At 59.0% G+C, this 13,443-nt stretch carries 16 protein-coding genes; 7 read left to right on the top strand and 9 right to left on the bottom strand.

Annotated elements, in window-relative coordinates:
• Nucleotides 1-42: 42 nt before the first annotated feature.
• Both L6D80_RS20060 and L6D80_RS20055 read right to left on the bottom strand, forming a co-directional pair.
• Entirely contained in the window at nucleotides 43-3,072 is a 3,030-nt protein-coding gene (locus tag L6D80_RS20060) for a Tn3 family transposase (protein ID WP_010799689.1), read from the bottom strand.
• Nucleotides 3,056-3,658 carry a recombinase family protein gene (locus L6D80_RS20055; protein WP_010465829.1) on the bottom strand — a complete coding sequence of 201 codons (603 nt, stop codon included), beginning with the start codon at nucleotides 3,656-3,658 and terminating at the stop codon, nucleotides 3,056-3,058. Before L6D80_RS20055 ends, L6D80_RS20060 begins: the two co-directional genes overlap by 17 nt.
• Nucleotides 3,659-3,849: 191 nt before the next feature.
• On the opposite strand from L6D80_RS20055, the gene L6D80_RS20050 reads away from it, so the two are divergent.
• From L6D80_RS20050 to L6D80_RS20025, 7 genes are all read left to right on the top strand, one after another.
• The gene (locus L6D80_RS20050; protein WP_003151133.1) at nucleotides 3,850-4,227 is read left to right on the top strand and encodes a type II toxin-antitoxin system RelE/ParE family toxin; all 378 of its coding nucleotides are present in this window, start codon (nucleotides 3,850-3,852) and stop codon (nucleotides 4,225-4,227) included.
• Nucleotides 4,208-4,543 carry a helix-turn-helix domain-containing protein gene (locus L6D80_RS20045; protein ID WP_001172026.1) on the top strand — a complete coding sequence of 112 codons (336 nt, stop codon included), beginning with the start codon at nucleotides 4,208-4,210 and terminating at the stop codon, nucleotides 4,541-4,543. The genes L6D80_RS20050 and L6D80_RS20045 overlap by 20 nt, the downstream gene beginning before the upstream one ends.
• Nucleotides 4,544-4,557: 14 nt before the next feature.
• Nucleotides 4,558-4,893, top strand: a complete 336-nt coding sequence (locus tag L6D80_RS20040) for a hypothetical protein (protein ID WP_000741275.1) — start codon at nucleotides 4,558-4,560, stop codon at nucleotides 4,891-4,893.
• A gap of 23 nt (nucleotides 4,894-4,916) precedes the next feature.
• Complete coding sequence (locus tag L6D80_RS20035; RefSeq protein WP_000091614.1) at nucleotides 4,917-5,243, top strand: hypothetical protein; 327 nt, start codon at nucleotides 4,917-4,919, stop codon at nucleotides 5,241-5,243.
• Complete coding sequence (locus L6D80_RS20030) at nucleotides 5,240-5,620, top strand: hypothetical protein (RefSeq protein WP_001054412.1); 381 nt, start codon at nucleotides 5,240-5,242, stop codon at nucleotides 5,618-5,620. Before L6D80_RS20035 ends, L6D80_RS20030 begins: the two co-directional genes overlap by 4 nt.
• A gap of 156 nt (nucleotides 5,621-5,776) precedes the next feature.
• Entirely contained in the window at nucleotides 5,777-6,040 is a 264-nt protein-coding gene (locus L6D80_RS30115; protein ID WP_272949743.1) for a DUF3391 domain-containing protein, read from the top strand.
• Nucleotides 6,041-6,131: 91 nt separating this feature from the next.
• Entirely contained in the window at nucleotides 6,132-7,001 is an 870-nt protein-coding gene (locus L6D80_RS20025) for an HD-GYP domain-containing protein (protein WP_223198360.1), read from the top strand.
• Between the two features lie 773 nt (nucleotides 7,002-7,774).
• Here the strand turns inward: L6D80_RS20025 and L6D80_RS20020 are convergent.
• The 7 genes from L6D80_RS20020 to L6D80_RS19990 all read right to left on the bottom strand — a co-directional run bounded on the left by L6D80_RS20020 (nucleotide 7,775) and on the right by L6D80_RS19990 (nucleotide 13,354).
• A complete protein-coding gene (locus tag L6D80_RS20020; RefSeq protein WP_023383747.1) occupies nucleotides 7,775-8,182 on the bottom strand; it encodes a hypothetical protein in 408 nt (135 codons plus the stop codon).
• 36 nt (nucleotides 8,183-8,218) lie between these two features.
• On the bottom strand, nucleotides 8,219-8,911 hold the full coding sequence (locus tag L6D80_RS20015; protein ID WP_023383746.1) for a hypothetical protein: 693 nt from the start codon (nucleotides 8,909-8,911) through the stop codon (nucleotides 8,219-8,221).
• 1,088 nt (nucleotides 8,912-9,999) lie between these two features.
• Nucleotides 10,000-11,421, bottom strand: coding sequence for a group II intron reverse transcriptase/maturase (ltrA, locus tag L6D80_RS20010; RefSeq protein ID WP_024718247.1), 1,422 nt, complete (start codon nucleotides 11,419-11,421; stop codon nucleotides 10,000-10,002).
• Nucleotides 11,422-11,888: 467 nt separating this feature from the next.
• Nucleotides 11,889-12,071, bottom strand: a complete 183-nt coding sequence (locus L6D80_RS20005; RefSeq protein WP_023383744.1) for a hypothetical protein — start codon at nucleotides 12,069-12,071, stop codon at nucleotides 11,889-11,891.
• Between the two features lie 20 nt (nucleotides 12,072-12,091).
• The gene (locus L6D80_RS20000) at nucleotides 12,092-12,673 is read right to left on the bottom strand and encodes a hypothetical protein (protein ID WP_054895136.1); all 582 of its coding nucleotides are present in this window, start codon (nucleotides 12,671-12,673) and stop codon (nucleotides 12,092-12,094) included.
• 137 nt (nucleotides 12,674-12,810) lie between these two features.
• A complete protein-coding gene (locus tag L6D80_RS19995; protein ID WP_023383743.1) occupies nucleotides 12,811-13,077 on the bottom strand; it encodes a hypothetical protein in 267 nt (88 codons plus the stop codon).
• Between the two features lies 1 nt (nucleotide 13,078).
• The gene (locus L6D80_RS19990) at nucleotides 13,079-13,354 is read right to left on the bottom strand and encodes a hypothetical protein (RefSeq protein ID WP_135002417.1); all 276 of its coding nucleotides are present in this window, start codon (nucleotides 13,352-13,354) and stop codon (nucleotides 13,079-13,081) included.
• Nucleotides 13,355-13,443: the final 89 nt, after the last annotated feature.

Below are 13,443 nucleotides of genomic sequence, written 5' to 3'. Positions count from 1 at the left end.
CCCGAATGATGGGGTTGTACGCCGGAATCCCAGAAATTTCCGTCAGCCCAGCTCCAGTCCCGCCACGAGCGCATCCAGGTCGATGAACTTGCCGTCAGTCTGGAAGGTGTAATGCCCGTTCAGCAGGATGTGCCGCCAGGCCGCTGGCGACATCTGCGTGATCAACGCCAGCGCCTTGGCATTGCCAGCTGCCTCGTACTTCGTCAGCAGCAGGGACAGGATCGCCGAGTTGTAGAAGATGATCGCGTTGCCGATCAGCCTGGCGCACTGGTTGCTGATCTCGATTTCGATGTCGGTGCGGCCGGTCAATTCCTTCTTCCCACCGACTTGGGCGATGGTCGAGCGTAGCTGGTGATAGGACTCAATGCGGTTCTGCGAGCGGTGAACATTACGCTCCAGTTGCGGGTCGCGCAGGTAGCGCAGTGTGTAGATACTGCGGATGAGCTTGTCGAACTCGAAGATTGCGCGCCGCGTCGGGTTCGGCGCCGTATAGGTGCACAGCTTGCGGATCAGCGTGCCCTGCGTCATTTCCTTCAGGCCCAGTGTGGCGACGATTCGGTCGATGTTCGCCTTCTCACCGACGATGAGTTGCCGGTCGATCTGGCCAGCCGGCCGGATCAGGCATTTCTCGTACAATGCCAGATCATCGGCGCAATACAGCTCCTGCAACTGGTCGTCGAGGTCGGTGAAGCGCGGCTCGAAACGAAGTCCGAACCAGTGCAGGATGGCGAAGTTGGCCTTGTTGATGCTGTGCATGTCGCCGGTGATCGCGCTCGGCACGATGTCCGACGTGTTGCGGTACCAGATGTCGAACACGTGGTGAGCCTCGTACTCGTGTGCGCCTATCAGGTAGCCGTTCAACGGCACGTGATTGCACAGCAGCGTGTAGGCGACGACGCCCTTGCCGCGGCCGAAATATTTGCGCGAGTAGCGCGCCTTCACAGTTGGTCGCTCGACGCCGAATTTCTGCCCATCAACGGCACCGTACAACGAATCGAGGTCGAACGAGTAATGCGGGAAGATCGGCAGTGCGGCGATGGCGTTGCTGATGCAATCGTTGGCCACATGTAGCGTCGCCTGGCGCAGGTACTGCTGGTAGGTACTCTCCAGGACGTGGTACGGGATGTCGCTGGTACGTGCCATAACCTGGTTGCCGTGGTTCATGGCTTGGGCAATGATCACCGCCATCAGACTGTCGGCGTCGGCTACCTTCTTCGCATAGCGTGGCTGCAATGGTGTCAGCGCCGACAGGAACTGGCACTGGCCGTTGACGAAGCGAAACACGTCGGCGACATCGCAGTATGGCAGTTGCTCGTAGAGAGCTTGCTCGCGCGCCTTCTGGTTCTCCCCCTTGGGCTTGCGCCAGGTCAGTCTCTGCGTGTCCTTGTCGTATTCCAGGTGCGTCAGCTTGCCCTGTTTCAGCTCGCGATTGAACGCCACCCATTGCGCACGCAACTCGGCCGCCAGTGCATCGAGCTGGGCACTGACCGGCTGCCGCAGGAAGGGGATGTCCATCTGCGCGAGCACGGCGGCTTTCTCGTCCATCGAAACCAACTCGTCGGACAAATGCCGGTGCTGCAAGCTGTCGTCAATGTAGAGCTCGCCCGCCTGGAAGCGTTTCCTGACCTGACGGTAAAGCCAGAATTCGTAACGATCGGCATGCAGGCCTGTCGGCGTGCCTTCGGCATCGAACATCAGCAGGTACGGACGCAAGCGTTTCGGCAGCGTTGCCGCCGGACATTCGTCGAGTGGCCGTTGTGATAGGCGCTGCTGCTTGGCGAACACGCTCTTGGCCCAAGTCAGCGCCGCGAGCCATGGGTTATCGGGGGCCGTGCCGGCGAAGTCGAGCGCGACGTACAGCGGCCGTAGATGGCGTCGAATGCGTTCGGCCAGGCCGTCCACCGCCTGCCAGTGCAGCGCCAGTTTGTTCAGTGGCTTGACGCTCATGCGCTGCGCCGTGTTTTGCAGCAATTCCCTGGACATGATTTTGTAGGCGCGTTGGCGCACCTCGCCGAACGGCGTCGGATCGGCCACGCTGTCGTCCACGTACAGCGACAGCAGGCGGCCAACCTGCGGCGTTTCCTGATGGCGTCGCAGCTGTTCGGCGACAAAGGACTGTTTCGCACCCGTGCGGCTCTCGTCCTCAAGTTTTTTCATGTGGAAGGCCATCGCGTCGACCAGGTTGTCGGTGAGCTGCCGGTAACGTACCCAGGCATAGCACAGCAGGTAGAGCCGGGTCTGCTCCGCCTTCAGGTGGCGCAGGTCATGGACGGTATAGAAGTTCGCCAGGCTCGCGTAGTACAGCAGGTTCTGCTGCGAGATGCCGAGCTTGGGCAGCAGCGCCTTGGCGATCCCGTGCAAGGACTTCAGCGTGGCGCGCTTCTCGCGCTCCCCTGCCATCTGACGCCAGCCGAAATCTTTAGCGTCCTGCTTGAGCGCTGCCAGTTGAGACAGGGTGTCGTCACGCACCAGGAGCTGGCCCAGCGCAGCTTTGGCCGATTCGTCCAACACTTCTGCCAGCAAGCCGCCCAAGCGCCTGCGTTCGGTGGACAGGGCTTCACTGACCAGCTCTTGTAAGGTGGTGTGGCCGGGCCGGATGATTTTGTGCTCGCTGAGCCAAACGATCAGTTCGGCGGCCACGAATCCTGGCATTACGTCGCGCCGCACGATCTGTTCAGCCTGCTGTGCCAGTTGCGGCAGGAAGCTAGCCGCCCACGACCGGTAGCCGAACAGTTCGGCGATCTGACCCCTCTGGCTGTAGTGCTCATGCTTGGTGATCGCCTTGCGTTCGAACGCTTCGCCGTGGAAATAGCGACTCAGCACGAAGGCGCAATCGTCCTCGACCTCATGCCAATCGAAGCGGAAGAAAGCATGCTTGGCCTTGAAGTAGCCGATCTGCAAGACGCAATAGACTTGGGCCTGCAGGCTAGGCCGGCTGCTGGCGAACGCCAGTTCAGATTCGGTCAACGCCAGGTATTCCAGCCGCTGAGCATCGTCGAAGTCCGGTAGGCCGTACAAGGCTTCCTGCTCTGCGTCAGAAAAGACGGTGAGTAGCTTATTCTTGTTGCTCATCGACCGTCCTTCCCGCACCACGCCAACCTGCTCGCGTCAATGTTTCGATCAACGTAGTGCGCTTGACATTGAAGTTGCGGCACACCGCCGCCTTAGACATGCCGCCATCGAGCGCGGCGACGATGGCGTCCAGCTTCTCACCAGTGATCGCCTGCGGCCGGCCGCCGATCCGGCCGCGTTTGCGTGCGGCGGCCAAGCCCGCGACGACGCGCTCCTGAATCAAGGCGCGCTCGTACTGCGCGAGCGCACCGAACACCTGGAACAGGAATTCGCCCGAGGGCGTCGTAGTGTCCAGGTTCTCTGTCAGCGAGCGGAACGCCACCCGCTTGTCCTTGAGCGAAGTCACAATGGCGAGCAGGTGCGACAGCGAGCGACCGAGCCGGTCGAGTTTCCACACCACCAGCACATCGCCGGCTCGAACGAACTCAAGCGCCCGCGCCAAGCCGGCACGGTCATCCTTCGCGCCAGAGGCACGATCCTCAAACAGGTGACGCGGATCGACGCCGGCGGCGAGCAGCGCGTCGCGCTGCAAGTCCGTGCTCTGGCGGTCGGAGTCCGACGACACGCGCATGTAGCCAACCAACATAGGCGGATAACCATCAAAAACAGGTTTCCGCATAATAGTGAATAGCGATAGAGTTTTCCGTACATTTTTGAGGGGGTGTTGCACAGGTAGCACAGCGGCGGCTGACAGCCTGTCGCAAAACAAATGTTTTACGACACCTCCTTGAGGTTGCCGCGTTTACATCATTACCTGAACAGGTATAAAATTCCGTCATGACAAACAAAGAAAAACCGCTCGAATGGATCGCGAGCAGCCACAAGGATTTGATGGCGTTGCCGTCCGACGTGCGTCGCCGTTTCGGTTACGCGCTCTCGTTGGCGCAGATAGGCGATCAGGATGACGCAGCAAAGGTGCTCAAGGGGTTCGGTGGTGCCGGCGTGCTGGAGGTCGTCGAAGACGATGCCGGCGGCACCTATCGAGCGGTATACACGGTCAAGTTTGCGGAAGCGGTGTTCGTCCTGCACTGCTTCCAGAAGAAGAGCAAGAGCGGAATCGCCACGCCAAAGGCCGACATGGACATCATCCGCGCTCGGCTGAAGGTGGCCGAGGTATTGGCACAGGAGCTACGAAATGCAAAAACGAATCATTGAAGGCGTCGAGGTTCAGCGCAGCTCGGGCAACGTCTTTGCCGACCTTGGACTGCCTGACGCTGAAAAGCTCAAGATCAAGACCGGCCTGGTGGTCGAGATCAGGAGGGCCATGCGCGCCCTTGGGCTGACTCAACAAGCGGCGGCCAAACGCATGGGCATCCCGCAACCGAAGGTGTCGGGCATGATGCGCGGCGACTTCACCAATCTATCCGAACGCAAGCTGATGGATTGTCTGAATCGCCTCGGCTACGACATCGAAATCAAGGTACGGCCAGCAGCCGAGCCGATCGGGCATCTAACGCTCGCAACCGCTTAATCGGAGCTCTCCTGATGGCAGCCCGCATCACCGACGACGAATGGGACGAACTGACTCCCGAGAATTTCGATACCACGGCACTGCTGCGTGCAGTCGATGCCGTGGACGTGCTGCGCGGCGATTTGAATGACAGCGCAGACGGCGCACCTCCGCAACTGCGCACCGACCTGTTGAAGCTGCATCAACTGGCAATGGCCGCGTTCAACGAGGGATCACGCAGCCGAGTGGCTGAGCTATTTGATCTCGCCGTGGATCTTCAGGATCAGGTTGATCATCTGATGACCTCGCTGGAACAAGTGCAAGAAACCCTGTCCCGGTTGACGGCGCTCTACCCAGAAAGCCTGTCCTGAATGTTCTTGGAGACAACCACATCATGAGCCGCAGCCGCCGCAAAACGCCCATCGTTGGGCACACGACCTGCCGTAGCGAGCGCGAGGACAAGAAACTCTGGCATCAGCGCTGGCGAACCCACGAGCGCACCGCGCTGGCCAGCGCGTCGCCGGAAGCTCTATGCGCCCATCTGCCTCTACTGGAAAACCAGGTCAGCAACGTCTGGTCGATGGGTAAGGATGGCCGCTCCTACTGGCCCATCAAGCGCCAGGCCGCCACGGCGGATCGCATTGCCAACCACAAGGGACGCAATCCGCAAGAGCGCGCCTCCCTGAAAAAGCGTCTGCTGCGCAAGTGGATGAGCAAATGAACCTGTCCACCATCGAGGCGCTGGCTATCGCTTGGGCGCGAATCGCTGAAGAAGCAGAACTCCCAGCCGGCTACGAGGGCACGGCGACGCCAGAGGCGCATCGGGCCTGCGAGGTGATCCAGGAGCGGATTCGAGAGCACGTCGTCGCCACCAATGACATGCGGCTGTTCGGCCTGCTGCACCTGCTTGGGCAGGCGTCGCTGCGCATGGAGCAAGCGCTGTGGCCGGAAGAATATGCGCGGATGACCCGCGAGGTCGAGGAAGCTCTCCGAGAGGCCGACGACCCCAACGCCAAGTCGTACACCCACGAAGAAGTCATGCAGGCGATGCAGGAACGCATCGACCGAGCGCGAGACAAAGCCATGTTGATCGGCTGACGGAAATTTCGGCGGTTCCGGCTGATCCAAGAATCTTGGCGTGACCTTACCTCCGCTCTACCGCTGGGTGCCAGCCTCGGCGCACGCCTAACCACCCAACTCAGAAAGGAAAATAAGTTGGTAAAACGCATTCCCGTATCCGAGCTTCGTCTCGGCATGTACATCCACAAGCTCGCCGGCTCTTGGGTTCGACACCCATTCTGGCGCGGCAGCTTCCTGCTGACCGAGCCTCAGGATCTCTCTGCCATTCGAGAATGTGGCGTCGGGGAGGTCTGGGTCGACTTGGCCAAAAGCCAAGTCGACCCAGAGAGCCCAGAGAGCCCAGAGAGCCCAGAGAGCCCAGAGAGCCCAGAGCCCAGAGCCCAGAGCCCAGAGCCCAGAGCCCAGAGAATTGTCGGAGGAGCAATCTCTGCCGTCTAGTCCACTAAGCAAGAAAAGTGACGGCGCAACCTCAATGGAGAGCGAAATGTGTTATGCACGGAAACTCTGTCTTGCGGCCAAGTCCCAAGTCATGGACATGTTCCAGGAAGCCCGGCTTGGCAAGGCCGTCGACCCAAGCACGACGTTGCCGCTGGTCGGAGAAATCGCTGCCTCGGTGCTGCGCCAACCTCATGCCCTCATCAGCGTCGCACGCATCAAAACGCACGACGATTACACCTACCTGCACTCGGTTGCCGTCTGCGCCCTGATGCTATCGCTGGCCCGGCATCTCGATCTAGACGAGGAGCAAACGCGCCTGGCTGGCATCGGCGGACTGATGCACGACCTAGGCAAGGCCGCGATGCCGCTGGAAGTGCTTAACAAACCAGGCAAGCTCACCGATGCCGAGTTCGCCATCATGAAGCGCCACCCTGTGGAGGGCGCAAAGATGCTGCGCGCAGGCGGGGCCGAGCCCGGGGTGGTGGACATTGCCCTGCACCATCACGAGAAGATCGACGGAACCGGCTACCCGGATCGCTTGGCCGGTGACGCCATTTCACTCCTGGCCCGCATGGGCGCAATCTGCGACGTCTATGATGCCGTGACGTCGGAGCGAGCCTACAAAAAGCCGTGGGACCCGTCCGCGGCGATGCGGCAGATGGCCAAGTGGGAGGGCCATTTCGACAAACGCATCTTCCACGCCTTCGTCAAGGCCGTGGGCATCTACCCCGTCGGCTCCTTGGTTCGCCTGTCCTCTCAGCGTCTGGCCGTTGTCGTTGAGCCGGGAATGGAATCACTGCTGACTCCCAAGGTTCGCGTGTTCTTCTCGCTACGCTCGAGAGAGCCGATCCCGATGCAGACCATCGACCTGGCGGCCACGAGTTGCAAGGACAGTATCACTGGCCCCGAAGACCCGACGCTCTGGAACTTCAAGAACCTCGACGACTTGTGGATGGAATAGCCCCCACAAAACGACGGCCCCGTGAGGGAGCCGTTGAACATCGTCGAGCGATGCCCGTCCAGGGAGGGATGGCCGAGCTCGATTCTCCAGAAGGTAGCTGGTGACACGAGTGTTGAGCCCACCCAACTAGGGTGACGGAAATTTCTGGGGTTCCGGCTTACATCCCCTGCATGACTCTCCTGAAAGGTAAGCCAGGTGTTGCGAAGACCTGGTACCGCAGGAATGCGTCACACGGGTGTGGAAGGCGGCAGGCGGGGCGGCTTTATCATTTTCACGATAGTTTGAATTTTTTTCAGGCTTTCTGAACCGGGCACAGGTATGGTGCGCCGGCTTGCATGTGGACCTGCAATTCAAGAGGCCCTTGGGTGGTTATGTCCTCTGCTCGGTAACCCGAGAATCTCGATGTTCCGAGGATGAGATACCCCCTTCGACACGGTGTTTAGACCGTGCCGGTTTGCTGCATTCGTTGGGCCACCTGGGCCTCTTCTGGAATGCACCACGTGCGTTCTGAAAGCGCTGAAGTGCCGGTTAGGCGTTGGAAGATTGGCCTTCCTGAAACGGAGGTCAACGATTATGAAGCGTATGCTGAATATTCTGAGCCACGTACTGACCATCTACCGGCTTTTATCGGCCGTGTGGGGGTTGATGCGTGACCACTGTGATGCGGTCTAAACGCCCGTCCAGTGTTGAGATGTAAAAAGGCCACCCGAGCGTAAGCAGAGGTGGCCTTTCTGTTTCCGGAGTGCAACTCAGGAAGGCAGGCCGGGTACGACTTACGAAGGTGCGTACCAGCGACGTTCGATGTTCAGCTGATGCTCACGCTCGTAGACACTCACGGTTCCAGCATGCTCATGTCGACCGCCCTCGTACTGGTCCGGATCGCTATCCAAAAGCTCATCGAGTATTCCCTTGACCCTGAGAGCGTGAGCTGCGCGCTTTGCTTTGATCGCCTTGCACACGTCTACAAAATCGGGATCAGCTTCCCCATGGCGGCGGTAGGAAGCCGCCATCTTTTGAAAGATCTGCATGTGCTGGTCATCCAGGTTACGCAGGCCATTGGCATCCATGGGGTAGGCAGCGCCGGCGTACATGGCCATCGCGAACGACTGAAGAAAGCCCGCGGCCGCATAGTCGCTGTCGACCAACACTGCCCGGTGGGTGGCGAATGGAGATTCTGTCATCTGTAGAGATCCTGGAAGGTGGCGTGAGGTCGATGATTACCAGCCGGCATAGTGGGACACGAGGTGGCCCCAGTCAGCGAGAGCCGAGTTATCGCGCAGGATGGTCAGCGCCTCGGCAGCGAGAATTTTCGTTGGGCAACCGCCGGTGAGGAACACGTTGTCCTTACCTTGGTTGTACAGATGCATAAGGCTCAGAGTCATCACCCTCTGAAGCGGGGTCATGGCCCTATACGCCTTACGCATCGCAGTTAGCTTTTCCGGGATCTCAGCGTAGTCCCTTGCCCAATCACACCCCTTGGGCCGGAGACTGTAATGATCGCCTATAGCCTGGAACGGCTTGTTGTGGCGCTCAAAGCACCCATGCAGCTGATACTTCTCAACGATAGCCCAGGCGGCCTCGCCGAAAATGCGTGCCCGCTCATCTGAACCCTTGAAAGAAGGCAGCTCAGCCCCGCACACGATCGCCAGGGCAGCATATTCCGCATAGTCCAGGCTCGGGATCTTGTCGACCAGGTCCACCAACGTATATCCAGGAAAGCGCCCGGCTGCGAAGGTAGGGTTAACCGCAGCATATGCTGCGAGGGCTGCGGGCTTCTGCGAGTGGTGGATATAGCCGTGACTGGCCGTTCCCACATCACTCAGCGACCACGTGCTCAGTGCACCTTGGTGGACGCCGAAGGCGGTCAACAGCTCTGTGGCTTTCACGTGATAGTGGGCTGCATCAAACATCGTTCGTCCTCTGAAACAGTTGATTGCAAAGCTTGTGGTGGATGGGGTTCTGCACCGCCAGATCTGCGGCTATGCATTCCTCTGCCAGGTTCGGCCTCGCTTCATCACTGCAACCCTAGAACGTCGGTGTGGGCTTCGCAACCCCTAGAAATATGGCCGAACAAGGCTAAATCGCAGGCACAAAAAAAGCCGCCTGAGAATGGGCGGCTTTCTTAGGCCAAATGAGCTGAGAGGATCATCTGGCATGCGCGTACTGAAACGGTCGAACCTCAAAATAATATCCGAATTGCAATCTAGTGGGCAACCTGACCTGCCCCACCTTTTCACTAATGAAAAACCCGACCACTAGGGCCGGGTCTGTGCTGCGTTTGGAGATGATCCAGCCTAAGCCGGCAGATACTTGACCTCGGTCTCCGACCTCACCAGCTCTTGGATCACTGGGCACGTGGAAAGGCCGGTATTGACCATGTATTTCGCTGCACTCAACAGGTAACGTCGCTCTGCCAGGTACTCGCAAGGCTCAAGACCGTTGGCTCCATGACATTCGGAGAGGAAGCATTGGTAGAACACGACCTCACGCATGTCAGGGTCAGATTTGAACTTCGGTTTCACACCTACGACACGTGCTAGGTGGAATCCTGTTGGGATCACCGAAGCCCCGTGGGCAGCAGTAAGGGTTTGCAGCATGGTGGCCCCCTGGGCATTGCCTGTGATTGCGATCAAGCTTCTGAACAGGTATCTAAGCGGCTACATAGGGCACGCCAGTAACGGGCATCCTGCATCGACTCCCTCCTCATACGGCGGTATTCGGGCCTATAGCGGTGCGGTTCTGTACGAGCGGAGAGCGAGTTTTCCTTTGCCATTCGTAGACAGAAATTCAACTTGAACAGGGCATGTGCTTTCGGTCGGGTTGACTGCTGTGTTGTTGCGGTGGTCATTGGAATTGCTCCTTTGATTTTTGGCCTAGTGCGTGGAGATGGCGCACATCGATCACCACGCAAGCAGCTCGGCCGCGGGATCGAGTAGGAGGCGGCTTCACAGCCGCCGTCCTCTCACACCACCGTGCGTACGGTTCCGTACACGGCGGTTCAGGTTATACGGCTAAGCCGGTTTATCGTATCCAGTATCGAGACCAGTCCGAACCTATCCCATAGCCTCTTCGGTAGCGCCTGATTCACATGAGATGCTCCCGAGTTCCACCACGGGCCTCGGCCATTAAAGGCCGATTTACAGGCACGTTCTTCGCTCAGGCCCAGGCGCATCAGGTTGCGCGCCCTCGTTGAGGGCCGTTTCCATTGACGCCAGATGACGCAGCGAAGTTTATGCCTGACCCAACCATCCAATTTCTCAAGTGGGCGTTTGCTCTGGCTGAGCTTGAAGTAGCCAGCCCAGCCTCGCAGGACAGGGTTGATTCGCTCAATGACAGTCGCCACTTTGCGGGCCCTTACACTGCGTAGCAATATTCTGAGTCGGTCGCGTAAGCGCCCCAGGCTCATCGTTGCCACACGCAGCCTTGGTTGCTGGTGCCTGCTCATCCCGTAACCCAAGTAGTCACACTTCCAAGCCCCTGCTACTTGGCTCTTCTTCCGGTTCACCGTCAGTTTCAAACGATGGCACAGGAAGCGCTCGATACTGGCCAACACCCGCTCGCCCGCCCGAGGACTGCGCACATAAATGTTCGCATCATCGGCGTAGCGCACGAAGCGATGACCCCGCCGTTCCAATTCGCGGTCGAGCTCATCCAGAAGGATATTCGACAGCAACGGCGAGAGTGGGCCGCCTTGCGGTGTCCCCTCTTGCCGTTGGCTGACGATACCGCCCGACATGGCCCCAGCTTCAAGGTAGCGGCGGATGAGCCTAAGCACTCGCTTGTCTTCGACGCGACGCTGCAAGCAGGCCATCAGGATGTCGTGGTTGACCCGATCAAAGAACTTTTCCAGATCAAGCTCCACGCACCAGCGATGCCCCGCCGCCACATGGGAGCGGGCCAGTTCAACGGCTTGGTGAGCGCTTTTGCCCGGACGAAAACCGTAGCTGTAGTCCGAAAACAGCGGATCGAAGAGTAGCGTGAGTTGTTGCTGTAATGCTTGCTGGATCAGGCGATCCACGACGGTGGGGATTCCCAGTTGCCGTGTGCCGCCCTGCGGCTTGGGAATTTCAACCGCTCGCACTGCTTGGGGATGGTATTCACCGGCCAGCAACCTGGCCTTGAGGGTTGGCCAATACTGTTTCACGTAGCCCGCCAAGTCAGCGACCGTCATGCCATCGGCACCCGGAGCCCCCTTGTTGCTAACCACGCGTTGATACGCACGCCTGAGGTTGGCCGGTGCAAGCACCCGCTCCATCAGCGTGTCCGGCTCCGCGTTCGTCCACGTCGCTGACGCCGCCGGCACCTTTGCACTGTCAGGCATCACCCTCGGCTTCTGGCCGGGATTCGGAGTGACAGATTCCGTTGTAGGAAATTTCTGCATTACGGCTACCAACGAGACAGTGACGCCTACTGGCGGCATAACCTGTTCGGCCCTTGGTGGCGCGGTTAACCGCCACTTACTACGGCCTCGGCTGACTTCTGCACGCTCGTCCCGTCGCCTCTCGACGCTCGGTAGCACAGTGGCAAACGTGCAGATCTCCCAGGGTAATTCGCGTGACCTTCCTGCTTATGCCTGTCGGATTTACGTCACAGCGTCCCGTGCAAGTACTGGGCTTTGACGATTTGGGCCGCCTCACCCCGCTGTGCCGCCTCTATCCGCTTCCTGTTCGTCAGGCCAGCAGTTTGCCTCGGGCTTCCTTCAGATTCGCGGTCGCCCACGACACCCTTGCCTCTGGCTAACACTTCCCCTTGCCGGGTGTGTAGAGGACTTTCACCTCCAAGTCACCCGCTTTGGCCACCACAACCAAGCGGGTTGCGCTACGCGCAACGCGCCATGCCTGGCGCACCCAAAAAAAAAGCCCGACTAGGTCGGGCGTGGGTGTAGCGTTAAGCGGTCTGGTAGATCAGTTCCGCCGGGTAGACGAAGACCTGAAGTTTTCCCTGCAGACATGACAGCTCATACACCTGCTTCGCTGGTGTCCGGCCGGGGCCTGGCAGATGACGTTTTCCGACTTCAGACCAGCCCAAGCGTTTCAGTTCAGCAACCTTCTGCTCCTGGTAATGCGACATTGATGGATCCCCCTTCGTGATCACAGTCGACCAGCTGGTTCCATCTCACCAAAAATCCCGAACTCAACAAGCGTGCTGAATGCGATTTCGAGGGCCGGCTTTTGGTGGGCGAGATCCAATGCTCTCTCCCCTGCAGCTTTCCCTTTCTCCGCCTGCCAATCACACAGGAAGTCGGAGAACCGACGGTATCTGTGGAAGTCGATAAACCGGTCGAAGCAGACCTCTTCTGAGGCTGCCAGGGCGGTCATCGCCGTGAGCAGATCTTCAAATGCAGGGAGTTCACTACGTTTCAATGTGCCATCAGCTAAGAGCTGGTCGACCGTGGCTTCAAAGCGTTGCTGGTGTTCTTCCAGGCTACCGCTCACGATCCGAAGCGCGTGATCCTTCGCGACAAACTGATTTCGCCCATCGCGGTGATAGCGCGGATCGAACTCAGCGAAGCTGGTCTGCTTGAGTGAAAGCCCAGAGGTGACTCCCTCACGATCTGTTTCGATGTTCAGGCGATCAACGAATGGGGTCGACCACCGGATGCCGGTCAGCCCCTGGCGACCAGTCTGGACCATCACCATCATTCCATCAGTCAGTTCAAGTGTTGCGAGCATGAGTGTGTCCCCTTAGAACGTTGATCAAGTCCAGGGGGATGAGTCACATGAACCACGAAACTCACCAATTTTGTCTGATCGGGCACACTCCCGGGGCACCGAAAAAAACCCGGCACGTGGCCGGGTTGGGTGTAGCTTTAGGATACAGAGGGCCTGGGAGCGATAGCAGGCTCACAAGCGCGGACCACCACTTCGTAAACCAGCTTCGGCCGAGGGCAGTTCCACTGGTTTTTGAAGAAGACCCCGTTGGCGTTGTGACACCCATAGCTGGCCGTCAGTCCATCGAGCTTGCCGAGCTCCTCCAAACGCTTAGTCAGGTCGAAGGCTCTCTTACCGGTGACATGCCAGAAGCCACGCCTGGCCACCGTTTCCCGCATTTCCTGCTCAGTCTTGGATACAGCCATTTCAGCACCCCTTCCCGGCCGCAATCTGGCGCTTAACAGGCACCTTGTAGGCGTAGTGGGTGACCACGTCGCAGCGCCGCATTCCACGTCGAAGCATGTTGAGTGCAGGCTGATGCTCACGAGTATGGAGGCAGTAGCGTGTGCCACCCTCTAGTCGACGGAGCTCGCCCATTTCATGATTGATCAGCGCAATGTTCAGCTCATCCTGCAGCTGTTCCCGCTCCGGGCCTGTGGCGTTATTGACGCGATTCTGCAGAGTTTCGATGATAAGGCTCATGGTGCTCCCCATAGGTGTTGGTCTAGTTCTGGGATATGCATCACAGGCAACTGGAACAGCACCAATCGAGGAGATCCCATGGCTTGGGA

It is taken from the genome of Pseudomonas ceruminis, from assembly GCF_021602025.1.
GTDB classification, from domain to species: Bacteria; Pseudomonadota; Gammaproteobacteria; order Pseudomonadales; family Pseudomonadaceae; genus Aquipseudomonas; species Aquipseudomonas ceruminis.
Note: the sequence above shows the minus strand (reverse complement) of the source record. Positions and strands in the feature narration are given on the sequence as shown.

Excerpts from the sequence above, each read along its gene's own strand:
- L6D80_RS20030 (WP_001054412.1), top strand. The coding sequence starts at position 5,240 with ATGAACCTGTCCACCATCGAGGCGCTGGCTATCGCTTGGGCGCGAATC.
- L6D80_RS19990 (WP_135002417.1), bottom strand. The coding sequence starts at position 13,354 with ATGAGCCTTATCATCGAAACTCTGCAGAATCGCGTCAATAACGCCACA.
- L6D80_RS20040 (WP_000741275.1), top strand. The coding sequence starts at position 4,558 with ATGGCAGCCCGCATCACCGACGACGAATGGGACGAACTGACTCCCGAG.
- L6D80_RS19995 (WP_023383743.1), bottom strand. The coding sequence starts at position 13,077 with ATGGCTGTATCCAAGACTGAGCAGGAAATGCGGGAAACGGTGGCCAGG.
- L6D80_RS20050 (WP_003151133.1), top strand. The coding sequence starts at position 3,850 with ATGACAAACAAAGAAAAACCGCTCGAATGGATCGCGAGCAGCCACAAG.
- L6D80_RS20005 (WP_023383744.1), bottom strand. The coding sequence starts at position 12,071 with ATGTCGCATTACCAGGAGCAGAAGGTTGCTGAACTGAAACGCTTGGGC.
- L6D80_RS30115 (WP_272949743.1), top strand. The coding sequence starts at position 5,777 with ATGTACATCCACAAGCTCGCCGGCTCTTGGGTTCGACACCCATTCTGG.
- L6D80_RS20035 (WP_000091614.1), top strand. The coding sequence starts at position 4,917 with ATGAGCCGCAGCCGCCGCAAAACGCCCATCGTTGGGCACACGACCTGC.
- L6D80_RS20060 (WP_010799689.1), bottom strand. The coding sequence starts at position 3,072 with ATGAGCAACAAGAATAAGCTACTCACCGTCTTTTCTGACGCAGAGCAG.
- L6D80_RS20015 (WP_023383746.1), bottom strand. The coding sequence starts at position 8,911 with ATGTTTGATGCAGCCCACTATCACGTGAAAGCCACAGAGCTGTTGACC.
- L6D80_RS20025 (WP_223198360.1), top strand. The coding sequence starts at position 6,132 with ATGGACATGTTCCAGGAAGCCCGGCTTGGCAAGGCCGTCGACCCAAGC.
- L6D80_RS20020 (WP_023383747.1), bottom strand. The coding sequence starts at position 8,182 with ATGACAGAATCTCCATTCGCCACCCACCGGGCAGTGTTGGTCGACAGC.
- L6D80_RS20000 (WP_054895136.1), bottom strand. The coding sequence starts at position 12,673 with ATGCTCGCAACACTTGAACTGACTGATGGAATGATGGTGATGGTCCAG.
- L6D80_RS20055 (WP_010465829.1), bottom strand. The coding sequence starts at position 3,658 with ATGTTGGTTGGCTACATGCGCGTGTCGTCGGACTCCGACCGCCAGAGC.
- L6D80_RS20045 (WP_001172026.1), top strand. The coding sequence starts at position 4,208 with ATGCAAAAACGAATCATTGAAGGCGTCGAGGTTCAGCGCAGCTCGGGC.
- ltrA (WP_024718247.1), bottom strand. The coding sequence starts at position 11,421 with ATGCCGCCAGTAGGCGTCACTGTCTCGTTGGTAGCCGTAATGCAGAAA.